At 34.3% G+C, this 16,512-nt stretch carries 19 protein-coding genes and 2 pseudogenes; 6 read left to right on the top strand and 15 right to left on the bottom strand.

The genetic code is table 11. The features are described from left to right. Window positions 1-5: 5 nt before the first annotated feature. The 12 genes and pseudogenes from F0460_RS04575 to F0460_RS04520 all read right to left on the bottom strand — a co-directional run bounded on the left by F0460_RS04575 (window position 6) and on the right by F0460_RS04520 (window position 8,995). Window positions 6-779, bottom strand: a complete 774-nt coding sequence (locus F0460_RS04575; protein ID WP_150010730.1) for a tryptophan-rich sensory protein — start codon at window positions 777-779, stop codon at window positions 6-8. 328 nt (window positions 780-1,107) lie between these two features. After that, window positions 1,108-1,608: a DUF6691 family protein gene (locus tag F0460_RS04570; RefSeq protein WP_150010728.1), complete on the bottom strand. Its 501-nt coding sequence runs from the start codon at window positions 1,606-1,608 to the stop codon at window positions 1,108-1,110. Window positions 1,609-1,619: 11 nt separating this feature from the next. Then, window positions 1,620-2,183, bottom strand: coding sequence for a YeeE/YedE family protein (locus F0460_RS04565; protein WP_150010726.1), 564 nt, complete (start codon window positions 2,181-2,183; stop codon window positions 1,620-1,622). Window positions 2,184-2,214: 31 nt separating this feature from the next. Beyond that, a pseudogene (locus F0460_RS04560) lies at window positions 2,215-3,620 on the bottom strand (MBL fold metallo-hydrolase). A 72-nt stretch (window positions 3,621-3,692) separates the two neighbouring features. Then, complete coding sequence (locus F0460_RS04555; RefSeq protein WP_150010724.1) at window positions 3,693-3,983, bottom strand: DUF202 domain-containing protein; 291 nt, start codon at window positions 3,981-3,983, stop codon at window positions 3,693-3,695. Between the two features lie 53 nt (window positions 3,984-4,036). After that, window positions 4,037-4,663 (bottom strand): Crp/Fnr family transcriptional regulator, encoded by a 627-nt coding sequence (locus F0460_RS04550; RefSeq protein WP_150010722.1) that lies wholly within the window; start codon window positions 4,661-4,663, stop codon window positions 4,037-4,039. A gap of 185 nt (window positions 4,664-4,848) precedes the next feature. Next, window positions 4,849-5,220 (bottom strand): DUF1801 domain-containing protein, encoded by a 372-nt coding sequence (locus tag F0460_RS04545; protein ID WP_150010720.1) that lies wholly within the window; start codon window positions 5,218-5,220, stop codon window positions 4,849-4,851. A gap of 48 nt (window positions 5,221-5,268) precedes the next feature. Next, window positions 5,269-6,300 carry an ACR3 family arsenite efflux transporter gene (arsB, locus tag F0460_RS04540; RefSeq protein ID WP_150010718.1) on the bottom strand — a complete coding sequence of 344 codons (1,032 nt, stop codon included), beginning with the start codon at window positions 6,298-6,300 and terminating at the stop codon, window positions 5,269-5,271. A gap of 3 nt (window positions 6,301-6,303) precedes the next feature. After that, on the bottom strand, window positions 6,304-6,915 hold the full coding sequence (locus F0460_RS04535; RefSeq protein ID WP_150010716.1) for a low molecular weight phosphatase family protein: 612 nt from the start codon (window positions 6,913-6,915) through the stop codon (window positions 6,304-6,306). Window positions 6,916-6,933: 18 nt separating this feature from the next. Continuing rightward, window positions 6,934-8,052: a chromate efflux transporter gene (chrA, locus tag F0460_RS04530; RefSeq protein ID WP_150010714.1), complete on the bottom strand. Its 1,119-nt coding sequence runs from the start codon at window positions 8,050-8,052 to the stop codon at window positions 6,934-6,936. 14 nt (window positions 8,053-8,066) lie between these two features. Continuing rightward, a complete protein-coding gene (locus F0460_RS04525) occupies window positions 8,067-8,540 on the bottom strand; it encodes a DUF6428 family protein (protein WP_150010712.1) in 474 nt (157 codons plus the stop codon). A gap of 125 nt (window positions 8,541-8,665) precedes the next feature. Further along, a complete protein-coding gene (locus F0460_RS04520; protein WP_150010710.1) occupies window positions 8,666-8,995 on the bottom strand; it encodes an ArsR/SmtB family transcription factor in 330 nt (109 codons plus the stop codon). Window positions 8,996-9,408: 413 nt separating this feature from the next. Between F0460_RS04520 and F0460_RS04515 the strand changes: the two genes are divergently transcribed. The 3 genes from F0460_RS04515 to F0460_RS04505 all read left to right on the top strand — a co-directional run bounded on the left by F0460_RS04515 (window position 9,409) and on the right by F0460_RS04505 (window position 11,994). Next, window positions 9,409-10,239, top strand: coding sequence for a helix-turn-helix domain-containing protein (locus F0460_RS04515; RefSeq protein WP_150010708.1), 831 nt, complete (start codon window positions 9,409-9,411; stop codon window positions 10,237-10,239). Window positions 10,240-10,309: 70 nt separating this feature from the next. Beyond that, window positions 10,310-10,930 (top strand): DUF417 family protein, encoded by a 621-nt coding sequence (locus tag F0460_RS04510; protein ID WP_150010706.1) that lies wholly within the window; start codon window positions 10,310-10,312, stop codon window positions 10,928-10,930. A gap of 350 nt (window positions 10,931-11,280) precedes the next feature. Continuing rightward, the gene (locus F0460_RS04505) at window positions 11,281-11,994 is read left to right on the top strand and encodes a hypothetical protein (RefSeq protein ID WP_150010704.1); all 714 of its coding nucleotides are present in this window, start codon (window positions 11,281-11,283) and stop codon (window positions 11,992-11,994) included. A 53-nt stretch (window positions 11,995-12,047) separates the two neighbouring features. Here F0460_RS04505 and F0460_RS04500 read toward each other — a convergent pair whose 3' ends face one another. Continuing rightward, window positions 12,048-12,743, bottom strand: a complete 696-nt coding sequence (locus tag F0460_RS04500; protein ID WP_150010702.1) for a LytR/AlgR family response regulator transcription factor — start codon at window positions 12,741-12,743, stop codon at window positions 12,048-12,050. Further along, a complete protein-coding gene (locus F0460_RS04495) occupies window positions 12,740-13,546 on the bottom strand; it encodes a sensor histidine kinase (protein WP_150010700.1) in 807 nt (268 codons plus the stop codon). Before F0460_RS04495 ends, F0460_RS04500 begins: the two co-directional genes overlap by 4 nt. A gap of 204 nt (window positions 13,547-13,750) precedes the next feature. Between F0460_RS04495 and F0460_RS04490 the strand changes: the two genes are divergently transcribed. The 3 genes and pseudogenes from F0460_RS04490 to F0460_RS16130 all read left to right on the top strand — a co-directional run bounded on the left by F0460_RS04490 (window position 13,751) and on the right by F0460_RS16130 (window position 15,411). Continuing rightward, on the top strand, window positions 13,751-14,794 hold the full coding sequence (locus F0460_RS04490; RefSeq protein ID WP_223810763.1) for a metallophosphoesterase: 1,044 nt from the start codon (window positions 13,751-13,753) through the stop codon (window positions 14,792-14,794). 285 nt (window positions 14,795-15,079) lie between these two features. Next, window positions 15,080-15,214: pseudogene (locus tag F0460_RS04485) on the top strand (YWFCY domain-containing protein); the annotation flags it as partial. Beyond that, a complete protein-coding gene (locus F0460_RS16130; RefSeq protein ID WP_190304108.1) occupies window positions 15,202-15,411 on the top strand; it encodes a hypothetical protein in 210 nt (69 codons plus the stop codon). The pseudogene F0460_RS04485 and the gene F0460_RS16130, both read left to right, overlap by 13 nt. A gap of 324 nt (window positions 15,412-15,735) precedes the next feature. Here F0460_RS16130 and F0460_RS04480 read toward each other — a convergent pair whose 3' ends face one another. Then, complete coding sequence (locus F0460_RS04480) at window positions 15,736-16,185, bottom strand: hypothetical protein (protein ID WP_150010698.1); 450 nt, start codon at window positions 16,183-16,185, stop codon at window positions 15,736-15,738. Between the last annotated feature and the right edge of the window lie 327 nt (window positions 16,186-16,512).

The raw sequence follows: 16,512 nt of genomic DNA, 5'->3' as shown, positions 1-16,512 counted from the left end.
TCAAATCAATCGACCTTTAGTTCAGGGTCTATTTTTGTCGTTATTATGTATATGGATACTGATAAAATTACAATACATGTAAGTATACCAGTAAGGGTAATATTGAAGTTTTTTCCAAAGTTATTAGCAGTTACAGCACAAATGCCCCAAAGTACGGCCATACCGAAAGCGGCAACATTATATTTCCAGCTTACATAAATGCTTATTATTCCCGCAACTATAATTAGTAGTATTGTCCAAACAACTTCGGTTAATATCCATCCATCCCAATTTAATTTGGTAAGCAGAGCAGAAATATTTGCAATCAGTGCTACGGAAACCCAGCCCGAGTAGAGTGCGAACGGACAGCTGATTAATAAATTCCTTAAGGAAACAGGGCGTTTGATCGACTGGATTCTTATCAGAATTCTCATTAGCAGATACAATAGTAAAGCCATCAAGATTACACAGAGCATTATAAGATCATTTAACCAGCAATAGACCCACAATATATTCACTATGTTGCTACCAATAAACAGTTTTCCTGTGGCATTTATTATGGAAGTATTCATCTCTTTTTTATAAAGATAGATTGTGTAAATTATGTGAGCAACCAGAAGCAGATAAATGATACCCCATATACCGAACGCATAGCCCGCTGGAGTAAAAAGGTTGTAGTACCTGTCAGAAATTGTTTTCATTGTGACCCCGCTCATCAGACCGGAGTTCAATAGATAATTTAAAACAATGGTAGCCAAAAGGCTTAATGCGTTTAGAAATAATAAGGTTGCTTTACTCATTTTACAATTTTTCAGTTAACATTTATACTTCTAGTTTAGTTACCTAATGTAACAGTCTCTATTTTTACGTAAATATAATAATTATATAATAATAAGTGTATAAATATACTAATTAATTTTATTGCTAAAGATTTATCCTATTTATTACGCGTAATTACTTTTATTTGGTATATAAAAATACTTTTATCTAGATTGTAACCTGATTACATAATTAATAGGTTTATTAATATGTTTTATGAGCAGTTACTAAATAACCATGTGTTTTCTTTTAGCAGATATCTTAGTTAATGAAATTAAAAATTAATATGTTTAGTTATGAAATTCACAATTAATGAGGTAGCTTTTCCCTTAAATACCCGTAGACCCACGTACCTGCAATGGCACTGAAAAGCGTGACTGCAATAACGGTTGCACCTGTTCCTATTTGTGCAAATAAAGGACCCGGGCAGGCTCCTGTTACAGCCCAACCGAAACCGAAGATCAGCCCGCCATAAATCTGTCCTTTGTTAAATTGCTTAGCATGGAATTCTAGTGTTTCTCCGTGAATAGTTTTTATTTTGAATTTTTTTATAATGTAAACGGATATCATACCAATCAAAACGGCACTTCCTATTATCCCATACATATGAAATGACTGTAATCGAAACATTTCCTGTATACGGAACCAGCTGACTACTTCTGCTTTTACGAAAACGATGCCGAAAAATATACCTACAATCAGATATTTTATATTGTTTTTAAATTTAATGTTAGACGTACTTTCTGTTACACATGTTGTATCTAATGTATGTAATTCAAAGGCTTTATTTGTTTCTTTATTTTGTTGCATTGGATTTTAGTTTAGAGTGATAGTATAAGGGGTAATAGTAGATTCGCCATAATGAAACCGCCAATCATAAAGCTTATCGTGGCAATCAGTGACGGTAACTGCAGGTTAGACAATCCCATAATGGCATGTCCGCTTGTACAGCCACCTGCATAACGGGTTCCGAAGCCTACTAAAAAACCTCCGAACACCATTATTAAAAAACCTTTAAGTGTAAAAAGCGACTGCCAGTTCATAATGTCTAAAGGAATTAAATTGTTGTAATTGGTGATCCCATATTCCGTCAACTCTTCGGCTAACTTAGGATGCACATCAATTGGATTAGGGTTTGACAATAGGTTTATGGCTATTGCGCCTCCTAAAAATATTCCGAATACAAAAAACAGGTTCCATACTTCTTTTTTCCAGTCGTATTGGAAGAACGGAATATTGGCGGGTAGGCACGAGGCACAGATGTGACGAAGTGAGGAACTGATCCCGAACGACTTGTTTCCTAAAATTAATAGTGCCGGTACGGTTAAACCGATCAGCGGACCCGCTATATACCAAGGCCAGGGCTGTTTGATAATTTCTAACATTTATTTGCTTTTAATGTAATTAGTTTCTTACTTATACGAATACTTTACTTTGACATACAAAATCAGTTTTGGGTATATCCGTCTTTGCAATAGCACTAAATCCTCCTGCTATTTCTGTGAAGTTTCTGTACCCTCTGGCTTGCAGAATACTGGCTGTAATCATGCTTCGGTAGCCGCCGGCGCAATGCACATAAAAATGTTCGTGTGTGTTAATGTCTTTAATCCAGTCGTTTATATATTCCAATGGCCTGTTGTAGGCTTCTGCAATATGTTCTGCTGCGTACTCGCTTTCTTTGCGAACGTCAATAACTTTACTTGTACCAATTTTAAATTCTACCGCAAATTGTTCTGCTGAAATTCTAAACATTTTATCTGCTTTCTTTCCTGCTTTTTTCCATGCCTTGAATCCACCTTTCAAATGTCCCAATATGTTGTCAAAACCTACACGGCTTAGGCGTGTAACTGCTTCATGTTGTCTTCCTGTATCGGTTACCAACAATATCGGTTGTTTTACATTTACAATCATTGATCCAACCCAGGGTGCAAAATCACCACTCAAACCAATGTTTACCGATTGCGGAATAAAGCTCTTGGAAAAATCATTGTCGTTTCGTGTGTCTAAAATTAATGCCCCTTTTGTTTCTGCCATTGCTTCAAATTCTTCTATTGCAAGTGCTTTCATTCCTTGTGCTAGCACTTGGTCGTAACTACGGTAACCTTTTTTGTTCATTGCTACGTTCTCGCCAAAATAGGCGGGAGGCGGTAGCAGTCCGTCTGTTACAGCTTTAATAAAAGTTGCTTTGCTGGATTGATTTAAAGCATAGTTCGTTTGCTTACCTAATGTATCAACTGTTTCCTTCATCATATTTTTTCCGCAAGCCGAGCCAGCTCCGTGGGCCGGATAAACTATAACATCATCAGGTAAGGGTAAAATTTTATTGTACAGACTTTCGTAGAGCATTCCAGCCAATTCTTCTTGCGACGTATTCGCTGCTTTCTGTGCCAGATCAGGTCTGCCCACATCGCCCAGAAACAAAGTGTCTCCGCTAAACAAAGCGGTCTCTTTTCCGCTTTTATCTATCAGCAGAAAGCACGACTTTCCATTGTATGCCCGGGTGTGTGTAGAACTTTTATTTTTATACTACCCAGTTCAAAAATCTGATTGTCTTCTGCTACAATGGCTTCAAACTCCGGCATGGCAGTTGTTCCGTAAACAATAGGAGCATTTGTTTTCTTACTCAAATCAATATGTCCGCTTACAAAGTCTGCATGGAAATGGGTTTCAAAAATATATTTGAGCTTTGTGCCGTCTTTTCCCAAACGGTCTAAATAGGGTTGCGTTTCACGCAATGGGTCAATAATGGCAGCTTCACCATCAGAAGTAATGTAATATGCACCTTGTGACAGACATTCTGTATAAATTTGTTCTATTTTCATCTCTTAAAATTTAATAGTACAAATTTCATCTCTTGTATCCATTCATACAGCAACTTTTGTTACATAAGGAAATTATCTTTCTAAATATTCCATTTTGTAATCTCCAATGTGTTTTTGTGCGGTACTTATTCGTTTTTTTTGCTTAGAATAGTTAAGAATTCCTGTAAAAAGTACCGATAGGGATATTACAATAAAAACAATCTCGATAACGTTTCCGTATTCGGTGGCAGTCAGATTGTTGATGCTAATACCGGCAATAAGAAAATACAGAGATGTTCGTAAGAAGGACAGAAAGGTAGACTGGTTTGCAAGTACGGTTCGTTCAAGGGCGAGTTTTTCGCGTAGGATTAAGTCTTTGTTCATTTTGAATGATGTTTTAGGCAAAATTAAACAGTCTTTAAAAGTTGTGTGCAACTTTAGTTACATAAGGTTATTTTATTTCTGCCCAATGCAACAAAACCTTCTTCTTCCAATTGCTTTAGTAATCTCGAAACAACAACTCTTGATGTCCCCAGTTCATTAGCCAGCTGTTCGTGGGTTGTGTGTATGGTTTCAGAGTGGGTTAGTTCTGTTTTCTTTTTTAGAAGGTTTAGTAGTCGTTCATCTGCTTTTTTAAAAGAAATGGCATTCACCATTTCCAGAAGTTCTTCAAATCGCTTATGATAAAGTCTGAAAATATAGTCCAACCATTGAGGGTATTCTTTAATAAACAATGACACTTTTTCAACTGGTAGAAAAAGGATCTCAGCGTCTTCCTCTACTTCAGCTTTCACTTTACTGGTTTCATTATGCATTCCGCCTAAAAAAGACATAATGCAGCTTTCTCCTGCTTTAATGTAATAAAGTAAAATTTCTCTTCCGTCTTCTTCTGTCCTTAATACTTTAAGGATACCTTTTGTTACAATTGGAATCGATCGGATATTGGCATTTTCATTCAGTATGGTGCTTCCTGTTGTGTAGTTTTTCTTTATACTGTGTGCATATAATTTTTTTACAAGTTCAGGTGATGACATAAATTCGGTTATGTGCAGTAAATCTTCCATAAAACAAAGTTAAAAGTTAATAGTTTTTATATCCGTAAAAAAAGCATCGTATATCGTTACTATTTTATAGAAATTATTCGAAACAAACAAAGAAAAACCTGAATTCGTAGTAACAAATTTCCCTCTCCATTTTCTTATTAATAAATTATGCTCAGATAAAAATAAAAGCCACATTATTATAAATCTTAGCTCTTAATTCTTAAAGTACCATCCCTGTATAAATCCAGTGCAGCTTTCAAAATCTTTTTAATGTTTTTGACAGGCAAATCTTTACTGGGATTTACCCTGAAAATCTTCATGCGGGAACGGTTGCCTTGTTCCAATTCGGGAAGGTCAAGATATTTTCCTTCAACCATAAGGAGATATGGTTCTTCCGTTTTCTTATCGGTCCACAAATAGCAAAACATCTTCTTTTTATAACAAAAACAAGGCATCCCATATTTTTTTGTCTCAGTGATGTTTTCGTCCTGCCCCAAGATGATACTCCGTAAGGCTAGCAAACAACTTTTATTGGGCTCTTCTTTGGTCAGGTAGTAGTTATCCAATTGCTCCGGCATTTTTAAATTTTAGACAAATTACAAAAATAGAATAAAGTGTTTTGCATTTTATTTATAATACTTTTTCTGCAACCACAAACTCGCCCTCACCAACAATATCAATACCGGCACTTCTACTAATGGACCGATAACACCCACAAATGCCTGTGGCGAATGGATGCCGAACACCGCTATGGCTACGGCGATTGCCAATTCAAAATTGTTTCCAGTAGCCGTAAATGCGATGGATGCGTTTTTGTCGTAAGGAACTTTAAGAGATTTATTAATAAAGAAGCTTACAAAAAACATCAGTACAAAATAAATGATTAGCGGTATCGCCACTTTTACTACATCCATGGGCAACTCCAATATTTTATCACCTTTCAAACTGAACATTAAGACGATGGTAAACAGCAAAGCGTACAAGGTAATAGGGGAAATGGCTGGAACAAATTTTCTATTAAACCACTCTGCACCTTTTGATTTTATCAAAAAATAACGGCTTAAAAAACCTGTCAGAAAAGGAATACCTAAATAGACGAATACGCTTTCGGTAACATCTTTCATGGATACACTTACATTAAAATTGGCTAATCCTAATTTTGCAGGTAACACATTGATGAATAACCATACCAAAAAGCTGTAACTAAATATCTGAAAGATACTGTTTAAAGCGACCAACATCGCGGTATATTCTCTATTGGCCTTTGCCAGGTCGCTCCATACAATTACCATGGCAATACATCTTGCCAAACCTATCAGTATCAAGCCTGTCATGTAATCGGGCTCATCCCGTAAAAACAAAACGGCTAATCCGAACATCAGTACTGTGCCGATCACCCAATTCAGCAATAGGGATATACCAATTACTTTTTTATCCTTAAATGCCCTGGGCAATAAGGAATAATCAACTTTTGCCAATGGCGGATACATCATTAATATTAAACCTATTGCCAACGGAATATTGGTAGTGCCAACGGATAAGCTGTTGGTTACATTAGAGATATTGGGAAAGAAATGACCCAAAGCCACACCAATTGCCATAGCAAGGAATATCCATAAGGTGAGGTAACGATCGAGGAATTTTAATTTTGGCTGCATCGCTTACTTATTAATCATTGAAAAAACATAGAACATCTCGGCAGCGATCTGCAAACTTCTTGCTGCATATATCTTCGATTGCTCATCTGTACCATCAGAGATTTTCGGGTCTTCAAATGTAATAGGAATTCTCTTTTCGGCCCCGGCAATAAAAGGACAACCGCCATCTGCTTGCGAACAGGTCATAATAGCTGCGAACGCCGATACAGGATTGAAGGGACTGTCATATTTTTTGGAAAAGCCAATTACAGGTAAAGCATTGTCGCTGTACTTTATAGCATAAACAGGGTTATTGGTTGCTGCTATTTTGAAGATGCTAAAGCCCTGATTAGTCAATGTTTCTGCCACTTTTGAAAATAAGGCCGTTTCTTCTGTACCGCCAGAATAACAATGTACATCTAAAATATTGAAATACGCACTTGCAACCTGTGCCCAAACCTGCGACAGATGGCTTCTGCGTGAATTATGCGTACAGATGAAATTGATATTTATTGCTTGATGATTGTCTGATTTTTGCTGTACAAAATCTATCAGCGGTTGTAATAAGGTTTTACGTTCTTCGCTGATGTTTTCGGGTTTTAATTGTTCGATTGTGTTTGATAATGTAGAAAACATGATAATGAAATTTTTAAATTAAAACTGATGTAAAATGTAACCTAATAATGCACCACCTAAAACAATAAATGCACTGTTTGTTTTTTTGAATTTGAATACCACAACCGCACCGATGAATGCAATTAATATAGTCCGCCAATCGGTAATGGTTTCTTTACCCATTGTAAAACAAATGGCGGTAATAATAGCAACAGATGCTACATTGACTGCATCCAAAAAAGCGGATAATGCTTTTGAATTGCGTATTTTTTTGACCAAAGGATTGAGTAAGGCAACAAATACAAATGAGGGCAGAAAAATTGCAATCGTTGAGATAACTGCTCCGGATAATCCATTAATCTGGTAGCCAATAAATGTTACCGAAGAAAAAACAGGACCTGGGGTAAACTGCCCAACTGCAATAGCATCCATTAATTGCTGCCGGGTGAGTAAGCCCGTTGTTACTAACTCCGTATCTAAAAAGGCGAAAAGAACATAACCACTTCCATAGAGAATAGCACCAATTTTAAGGAATATCCAGAACAATTTGGTATTTGTTTCAGACAGTAAGGAGCTTTGTGTAATTTGTAAGAATGCGAGCGGGATAAAACTCTGGAACGTATTTTTTGTGTCCTGAATGTAATACAAGGCCACTGCCAGTAATCCCGCTCCAAACATCAGATAGATTTCACTAATGCCGAATAATGACAGCATTAAAACAGCAATACCTACAACTGCCAATAATGTGGACTTGACAGATTGCTTCGCTAATGGAAAAACAGCTCCTATGATAACAGCGATGATTGCAGGTTTTATGCCATAAATAAAGGGCTGTACTTCTGGTAATTGACCATATTTCTGGTACACCCAGGCAAATATCCCGGTAATGAATACTGCTGGTAAAATAAAGCCCAGTCCCGCAACAATTAAGCCTTTCCAACCGCCTTTGTCATAGCCAATGTGTATCGCCATTTCGGTACTGTTGGGCCCGGGAATTAGATTAGTAGCTCCCAACAAATCCAGAAAGTGCTGTTCGCTCATCCATTTTCTTTTCAGTACCACTTCTTTCTGCATCATAGCAATATGTGCGGCCGGGCCTCCGAAGCCAATAAAGCCAAGCTTTAAAAAGAGTTTTGTTATTTCAGCTATCGGTATCATCGGTCAAAATTGTATTAACAACAACCACCTCCTGGTGTACACGTGTTCGCATTGTTTACAGGTAATTCAGCCAAATTTTTCTTTTGCTTTTCAGAAGGAATCCCGCAGGTATCCTGAGCCAGACAAGCAGTTGTTTTATTTTTCAATACAAATGTCTTTCCATTGAAATCCAAATCGTATTTACCAATCGTTTCGCTCTGATATTCCACTTCAATTTCAGCGTCCTCAATACCCAATTTTTCTTCAGATAGTTTGATGATGTTTAGTAACTTGGTTGGCTTTAAACGATGTTCAAAATCGTCCGCATTCCACAACTGAAAGTTTACTACTTTTTCGGTACGGATTACACCGCCACAATCAATAAAATTTTTAGTGATTTGTCCCACTTCGGTAACGTGAAAATGTTCCGGTACAAAATTTCCGTTTTCTAATTGAAATGCAACATTGTCTAATATGGGCAATAGTTTTTTGATTTTAGATAATTTCATTTTTAAATATATATAGTTATAATGCAATATTACGATAACTTTTTGCCAATTTTTTAAAGTAACTTACTTCTAGTGTATAAATCCAAGTTCTATATGAAAGTTGTTACTGCTGGCTGTATTCAAGTTTAGGCGCAGCAGTTTTGATCGGTAACTGTACCTATGATGTTTGAGAAATATTGGTTGAGTAAAATAAAAACCTTTTCGTCAATACAGTAGCATACAGAATTACCTTCAATTGATCCTTTGATTAATCCCGCGTTTTTCAGTTCTTTTAAGTGCTGCGATACGGTAGGCTGGGCAAGTGGCAGTTCGTTCACAATATCGCCGGTAATACAGCTGTTTACTTTTACAAGATATTCTATAATGGCAATCCTTGCAGGGTGTCCTAAAGCTTTTGCTATCGTAGCTATAGAGTTCTGTTGTTCGGTAAAGTGGTCAGTCTTTGTAGCTCCCATTGTAAAAAATAATTATATTGCAATATTACGATATAATATATGAAGCAACAAAAATTTCTTCTTTTTTTTTCAGAAACTTTAGGAGGTATTAAAAGTGTTGATGTAATTTATGGCGTTTGAAAACTTTTGCTATTTTATCTAAAGCCCAACCTTATGTTTATTTAATAAATTTTTATGGGAACGGAGGTTATCCTACATTTTAATAACCTTCTTAAAAAGTTCAATATCATAGCTATGCTTCTTCAAGTTCTATCTAAAGTGTCACCACAGTCGTTTAATTTACAGCATGTCGTGCAAACTTTAAAATAAAAAAAAGAAAGCGTATTTAGAAAAAGAAAGACAAAGTCAATAGCGCGTTCATTCAACAAAATAATTAAATTTGGCTACTTAATTACATACAACGCTATTAACTATTGGATTTTACTATCAAAATATCCTGCTTCGGTGCTTCCGAATCCATTCCTATAATCAATGAACCTACTTACTTCATTGCTCTAATAGACGGTGATAGTTCTTTTTCGCTTGATTTTAATGAGTATGATATCCAAGGCAAGAATGTACTTTTTCTGTCGCCATATCAACTGTTAAATTGGGGTTCTAAAAATTTGAAAAACATTCGTTTTCTACAGTTTCATGGTGATTTTTATTGTATAGAATATCATAAGGCAGAAGTTGCTTGTAATGGTATATTATTCAATAACATATACGATAAGCCTTACATTGCTGTTAATAATATTTTATTTGATGAAATCAGTACGCTTTTCGATAAGGTTCAAAAAATTGGTAATGCTGGTACAAATTATGATTTGTCTGTTGTCAGGTCATACCTTCAACTTATACTTGCGCTATCTAGCAGGGAGAAACAGATCGATAGCAAAAATATTATAATACTTTCCAACAAGTCTGACATTCTAAATTTCAAAGCAATGCTTGACACATCTTTTGCTACTTCAAAATCAGTTTCCTTCTATGCTGAACAATATGGTTTGTCTGTAAATGTATTTAGCAAAAAAGTAAAGAAACATTATGGAAAAGTTCCTTCGAAGCTTATTCAGGAGCGTCTGACTCTTGAAGCAAAAAAGCTCCTCCATCTAACCTATAAAAGCATTAAAGAAATTTCAGCAGAACTGGGTTTTGAAGATGAGTTTTATTTCAGTAGGTATTTTAAAAAAGAAGTGGGCGTATCCCCTAAAACTTTTCGAGAAAAGGTCGGCATTTCCATTGTAGCTAAAAAATCTATGTAATAAACGTATTTGTCCATTTTTAAGCATGTAGCACTGTTGTATTTTTGAAAAAATTCTAAAAATACTCATAATGGAAATATTTCTAAACCTGTTTATCAATTCTCAAAATAGATTTATCAATTTCATGCGTATTGCCATATTTATAGTGATGGTATGGATTGGTGGATTGAAAGCCTTTCCGTACGAAGCGGACGGAATTGTCCTATTTGTAATCAATAGTCCTTTTATGAGTTTCTTTTATCATAATACTGATAAAAGAACAGTTGACGATCAAGGAAAGGAAATTGGAGAATACACCCTTTACAAGAATCCGGAAGGCAAAACAGTTCAAAAAAATATAGACTGGCATAATCAAAATAACACCTATATTTTTTCTTATGGTTTGGGATCAGTTATTATTACAATCGGAATTCTGGTTTTACTGGGTATTTGGTTTCCTAAGATTGGTTTTTGGGGTGGTCTTTTGACTGCTGCTATGTCTCTGGTAACACTTTCATTCCTCATTACTACACCGGAAGTTTTTGTACCTCAATTGGGTGGCGATTTTCCAACACCTCACTATGGTTTTCCTTATTTATCAGCAGCCGGAAGATTGGTGCTGAAAGACATAATTATGCTTGTAGGGGGGCTTATAATAGCATCTGAATCAGCAAAAAGAATAGTGATGGGGACTGTAGCTTCTGTTAAATGAAGTTTCTGCTGATAATGGACTAAACAAGTAACATTAAGCAGTAAATTAGGCTGTTGATTTTTAAAGGAAGAGACCTAATTAATGTATATCACTCATGCAGATGAATTATTGTGAAAGAACCACGCCCTTTTTAGATATTAATCAAGCACAAAGATAGAAAGTATTTTGATTGAGCATTAGGCGGTTTATTACAGGAAGTGCAAAGAGCAGAGAGGAGGAAGGGCTTTGCAAATCAGATGACCAAGAAAAGGAAAGACAAGGAAAAGTAATAAACTGTCTATTCAGGTTTTCTTGCCTTATGAAAAGGTAATTAAAAAAAAATGTTTATAACTTGCGATTTTAAAATCAAAATGTTAGAAAACCTGCCCTTATATATTCCGTTTATTTTCGGACTTACAACAGTTGTAACACTTCTATTGTTCTACCAGACTGTTAAAAAATCCAATTCCCGAAATGTAAAACAGTACTCAACTAAAATTTTAATCGGCTTAATATTGTGGTTGGCTATTCAGGCTGTTTTGACACTTCAAAATATTTATAGCTCAAATATTAATTTTTTTCCACCTAAGATCTTATTATTTGGAATTTTACCGGCAATATTGACAATAATAGGCTTGTTTTCAAATCAAAAAGGGCGACAGTTTATTGACAGCTTACCTTTAATAAATATTACTTATCTAAATATAGTAAGAGTGCCTGTGGAATTGGTTTTGTATTGGCTTTTTCTAAATAAAGCAATCCCCGAACTGATGACCTTTGAGGGAAGAAATTTTGATATACTTGCAGGAATATCAGCACCAATAATTGCATACTTTTTTCTGACTATAGGAAAAATCAGGCGAAAATTAATTTTGATTTGGAATTTTATCTGTCTCGGTCTTTTGCTAAATATTGTGATAGATGCTTTCTTATCCGCACCATCTCCTGTACAAAAATTTGCTTTTGACCAACCGAATATAGCCATACTGCATTTCCCTTTTAGTTGGTTGCCAACCTTTATCGTTCCTTTGGTTTTGCTCGGGCATTTGATTTCAATTCGACAAATATTGAAGTATAAAAATTAAATAAACCTTGTAAAAACTAAGAAAGGACGAAAAGAAGTCCAAAGTTATAAATTTTACTTTAAGAGCTGAAGAATGTTTAATTTGTATATTTTGCCAATAGGTATTTTATGGCTCCCTATTAATATAACATTCCCTTCAATGCTATTAATGCGTTTTACTGCAACTGCGAAAGATTTGTGAACTTGTACAAATTCGTTTTTGGGTAATTGCTCCAAAAAAGCAGAGAACTTTTCACGAATGGTAATGTTCTCATTGGTGGTTAGTATTTTGGTGTAATTTCCGATTGCTTCAATATAAAGTATGCTTTCAACTTCCAGTTGAATGTGTTTTTTATTGCTCTGCACAAATATTCGATTTGAATGAATACTGCTTTCTGAAATAACAACTTTTTGACTAACAGAAGTATCAAACGCCTTATTGATGGCTTTTAAAAAGCGTTCAAAACCAAATGGTTTAAGCAAATAATCAGAAATATTGTGTTCGTATCCTTCCAAGGCAAATTCCTGATAAGCGGTGGTTACGATCACTTTGGGAGGGTTTTTCAACGTTTTCAGAAATGCAAAACCTTTCAAAATCGGCATGTTTAAATCCAGAAATATCAAATCCACTTGGTTTTTATTCAGATATTCAAAGGCTTCTAATGCATCATAACAGTTTTCCATTAATTGCATATTTGGCAGTAAATCGCAATATCCTTTTATGATGTCGTGGGCAATATGTTCATCGTCAATAATTAAATATCTAATCATAATTGTTTTAAAATTAACTGAGTTTGATATTCGTTTTCTGTGATTGAAAAAGCCAACTCGTGTTGGTTGGGATAAATTAATTCTAACCTTCTTTTCAGATTTTTCAAGCCAATTCCTGATTGACTTTCGGCTTTCTCATAATTATTTTCAATGCTAAAACAGATCTCGTTTTCAGATGTTGACAAGTTCATTTCTATGTAAGCATTCTTCCTCAAATTTTCAACTCCGTGTTTGAAAGCGTTTTCTAAAAGGATGATAAATAACAAAGGAACAACTTTTCGGTTTTCATCAACAGCATAAATAAAATTAACGGAAATCTCTTTACGATAACGCATTTTGTGGAGTTCGATGTAGTTTTTCAAAAAATCAATTTCTTCCTGAAGGCTAACCGTTTCTTTTTCTCCTTCATAGATACTGTAACGCATCATATCCGATAGTTTCAATATTAAGTCTTGTGCTTTCTTAGAGTCTTTTGCCACCAAACCATATAAATTATTGAGCGTATTGAAAAAGAAATGCGGGCTAACCTGACTTTTTAAAAGCATTAGTTCTGCTTTTAATTTTTCGTTTTTCATTTTGGACATCAATACAAGCTGACTAACAACCCAAAAGATGCCTAAACCTAACAAGAAGAAATAATAAGTAATCACAAGAAACACAACTTTCGGATGATAATTTCCTAAAAATTGTACTGATTTGCTTTCAGCAAAAATCACTTCATAAGTGGTGATAAAAAGGGGGACAGCTGTTATTGTCAAAAGAACAGTTACAATCCATTTTATATTTCTTCTTATTAATACCATACAGCAATATTACAACTATAAATAAGCCTCTGCAAACGTGTTGACAAACAATCAGGATTGGGTTTTGAAATGATGAAAACGAGTGATGAAAGCACTTTATGTTCTTGTAAATATTGTTTATCAATCTACGGAGGTTGTTTATCACAAAGGTTTTAAGAACGATATCATCATTTTTAGGTTTGCGGAAAATTAAATTAAAATACTATGAAAAAGAGAATTTTCAGATATCTGAAACATATCATTACAACATTTGTAATACTTGGAATTTTGACCATTTCATTCGGGTTGTATCACGGTGCAAGTTTTCGCTATGCAGAAAACCCTGAAATGATGAATTGGGATAAAGATGGACCTTATGTATTTAGCAAAAATGACAGTGTAATAGCGGTAAATTATATCAGAGGAAATCAAGATAAAGGGTTTTATTTAGACCAAAAAGAATATGCTTCCAATTCAAAAATCGCTGTTTATTGTTATTTCCCATTAGATGATACCCGTTTTGAATTTACCATCAATAGCAAAATTGAAATTCCGGCAAATACTTATAACGACAATGCTAAAATTTTGGCGATTTCCGATATTGAAAGCGGTTTTAAGACTTTCCGCGATTTTTTGATTACCAATAAAGTAATTGACAAAAAATTAAATTGGACATTTGGGAACGGACATTTGGTTTTACTCGGGGATTTTGTAGATAGAGATTTTTCGACTACACAAGTACTTTGGTTTATTTATAAATTAGAACAGGAAGCAAAAGAAAAAAACGGAACTGTCCATTATATTTTGGGAAATCACGAGTTGAAAAATATGCAAGGAAATTTTGATAATACTTCTCCGAAGTATTATCAAGTTTCCTCTATCTTAAAGAAACAACAAACCGACTTGTATTGCACAAATTCGTTTCTTGGAAAATGGATGTCGAGTAAAAATTCCATCGAAAAAATTAACGGAATTCTCTTTGCACATGGAGGAATACACCCAGATTTAGGAAAACACAAAACGAATTTAGATGAAGTAAATCAAATTATTCGCAACAATTACTACAAACCATACTATCCTAATTCTGGAAAAAGCCTGGAGCAGTTATTAATTTCTTCGAACAAAGGTATCGCTTGGTACAGAGGATATTTTAAAGATGATTTGAGTCAAGAAGATGTAGAGCAAGGATTAAAACAGTTTAATGCAAAATCGATAGTGGTGGGGCATACACTTCAGTCCAAAGTGAATGGTAAATTTAACAAAGAGTGATAGGAATTGATGTGAAACATCCGAAAGATTATTCAAAATCCATCCCTAACCAAAAGTCGGAAGGCTTGTTGATTGAAAACAACAGGTACTATAGAGTATTGCATGATGGAGAAAAGAAAGAGATGTAAAAATTCCAATGAATATTATAGCGGAGGAGGACTTCCGTTATTTTAACATTCGGATACATCTATCCAAGTAATGCCATGCACCGCCATTGAGTACTACATTCTTATAGTTACTCCTTAGAACCCTTAAATTCACGTCTAAATATTAAAATTAATAGCAATGCAGGGAGAGGATGATTTAAGAGGTTTAGCCAAGATTATGGCTTTTATGCGGGCAGTAAGTGTTATACTAGTGTTGATGCATCTTTATTGGTTTTGCTACGGTTTCTTTTTGCAACGTGGTTGGACACTGGAAAGGGAAGTGTGGTAAATGGAGATGAGAAAGAAAATGATGGTATTATAATCAAAATTAATTCTGATTATTATTTGTTTGAAATGAACGAAAAATTTAGACATAGTAATGTTTTACCTGAAAATTTAATGAAGTACAACCGTATAAATCTTAAACATATTTCTAAAGGAGAATATGATAATTATTCGATGTCAAAATAAATGATCAGAAATTTCGGCACTTTTTTAAGTGTTGTACTCTTCTAATTAATTTGTAATATGAAAATTTAACTTTACAATTTTAAGCTTTATATTTTCATTCCTGCAGGTCTTATTGTTCTTTTAATGGTCATTCTTTATATTTACTTGCTATAAAAGATTTTCCTCGATTTAAATCTGTATTCTAACCCGCAACTGTCTTTATGGGTCTCTGGATCGGTATTTACTATTATATTAATAGTATAAAATCCTTACTGATAATTCTGCTTATTTTAGTAAGTTCTTGTGCAAGCAAACTAGTTGGTGCAAGTTGTTATAACTTAACACTTACAGTTTAATATTCTTATAAAAAAGTGCAAAAATCAAAATAGTTGATAGGGTACATCCAGCAAAGGTCATGATAATATCGTATATATCAAACGGATACAATCCCATTCGTATTATCTCCCATAAAAAAAATCCAATAAATGTAAATGCAAAGGAAAAATAGATGCTCTTTTGTAGTTTGTATGTTCCTAATAAGGTTTTATATATTTTGTGATAAATAAATACAACTGAAACAAATGCTGCAGCACCAAAAAAGCTTGGAAGTGTTCCTAATAAAAATGTCTCGTTTTCTGAATAAGCTATTTCTTTAGCTCTTAAAAAATATTGTATATAGACAACCAAACCCATCAGCAAAAGTTCCCATACCGTTAGGAGAATATATTTTGGTTTATCCTTATTAATTATTTTCTCAACTTCTTTCTTCTCAAAAATATTCAAGTTTATTCCCATTGTATAATATTATACTTTTACAACTGTGTTTTAAAATAGCTAAGTGTCATCTTACAAAGTAGGTCCGGTGTCATACGTATAAAATGTAATGTTAAATTTAAGTATGTATTATTGTTCAAATGCGTCCTTGGCAAATTTACAGATAAGATATTGTACGGAATATTTTTTACATTTTTTTTTAATCCTTCGCCCATAAGCTTAAGTTATCTTTTACAAACATTTCGTCAAAAAATGGAAACTAAATTAATCAATAAAGAACCTCTTCAGAATTCTTTTTAAACATATCTGCTGATGCTCTGTGCTCTCTGGGGGTTTTGCCTGAATGTT

Source organism: Paenimyroides baculatum (assembly GCF_008629655.1).
Lineage (GTDB): Bacteria > Bacteroidota > Bacteroidia > Flavobacteriales > Flavobacteriaceae > Flavobacterium > Flavobacterium baculatum.
The sequence above is the reverse complement of the archived record's forward strand: the minus strand, read 5'-3'. Positions and strand labels throughout refer to the sequence as shown.

Coding starts and splice junctions, on each gene's coding strand:
- F0460_RS04575 (WP_150010730.1), bottom strand. CDS start 779: ATGAGTAAAGCAACCTTATTATTTCTAAACGCATTAAGCCTTTTGGCT.
- F0460_RS04570 (WP_150010728.1), bottom strand. CDS start 1,608: ATGCAACAAAATAAAGAAACAAATAAAGCCTTTGAATTACATACATTA.
- F0460_RS04565 (WP_150010726.1), bottom strand. CDS start 2,183: ATGTTAGAAATTATCAAACAGCCCTGGCCTTGGTATATAGCGGGTCCG.
- F0460_RS04555 (WP_150010724.1), bottom strand. CDS start 3,983: ATGAACAAAGACTTAATCCTACGCGAAAAACTCGCCCTTGAACGAACC.
- F0460_RS04550 (WP_150010722.1), bottom strand. CDS start 4,663: ATGGAAGATTTACTGCACATAACCGAATTTATGTCATCACCTGAACTT.
- F0460_RS04545 (WP_150010720.1), bottom strand. CDS start 5,220: ATGCCGGAGCAATTGGATAACTACTACCTGACCAAAGAAGAGCCCAAT.
- arsB (WP_150010718.1), bottom strand. CDS start 6,300: ATGCAGCCAAAATTAAAATTCCTCGATCGTTACCTCACCTTATGGATA.
- F0460_RS04535 (WP_150010716.1), bottom strand. CDS start 6,915: ATGTTTTCTACATTATCAAACACAATCGAACAATTAAAACCCGAAAAC.
- chrA (WP_150010714.1), bottom strand. CDS start 8,052: ATGATACCGATAGCTGAAATAACAAAACTCTTTTTAAAGCTTGGCTTT.
- F0460_RS04525 (WP_150010712.1), bottom strand. CDS start 8,540: ATGAAATTATCTAAAATCAAAAAACTATTGCCCATATTAGACAATGTT.
- F0460_RS04520 (WP_150010710.1), bottom strand. CDS start 8,995: ATGGGAGCTACAAAGACTGACCACTTTACCGAACAACAGAACTCTATA.
- F0460_RS04510 (WP_150010706.1), top strand. CDS start 10,310: ATGGAAATATTTCTAAACCTGTTTATCAATTCTCAAAATAGATTTATC.
- F0460_RS04505 (WP_150010704.1), top strand. CDS start 11,281: ATGTTAGAAAACCTGCCCTTATATATTCCGTTTATTTTCGGACTTACA.
- F0460_RS04500 (WP_150010702.1), bottom strand. CDS start 12,743: ATGATTAGATATTTAATTATTGACGATGAACATATTGCCCACGACATC.
- F0460_RS04495 (WP_150010700.1), bottom strand. CDS start 13,546: ATGGTATTAATAAGAAGAAATATAAAATGGATTGTAACTGTTCTTTTG.
- F0460_RS04490 (WP_223810763.1), top strand. CDS start 13,751: ATGAAAAAGAGAATTTTCAGATATCTGAAACATATCATTACAACATTT.
- F0460_RS04480 (WP_150010698.1), bottom strand. CDS start 16,185: ATGGGAATAAACTTGAATATTTTTGAGAAGAAAGAAGTTGAGAAAATA.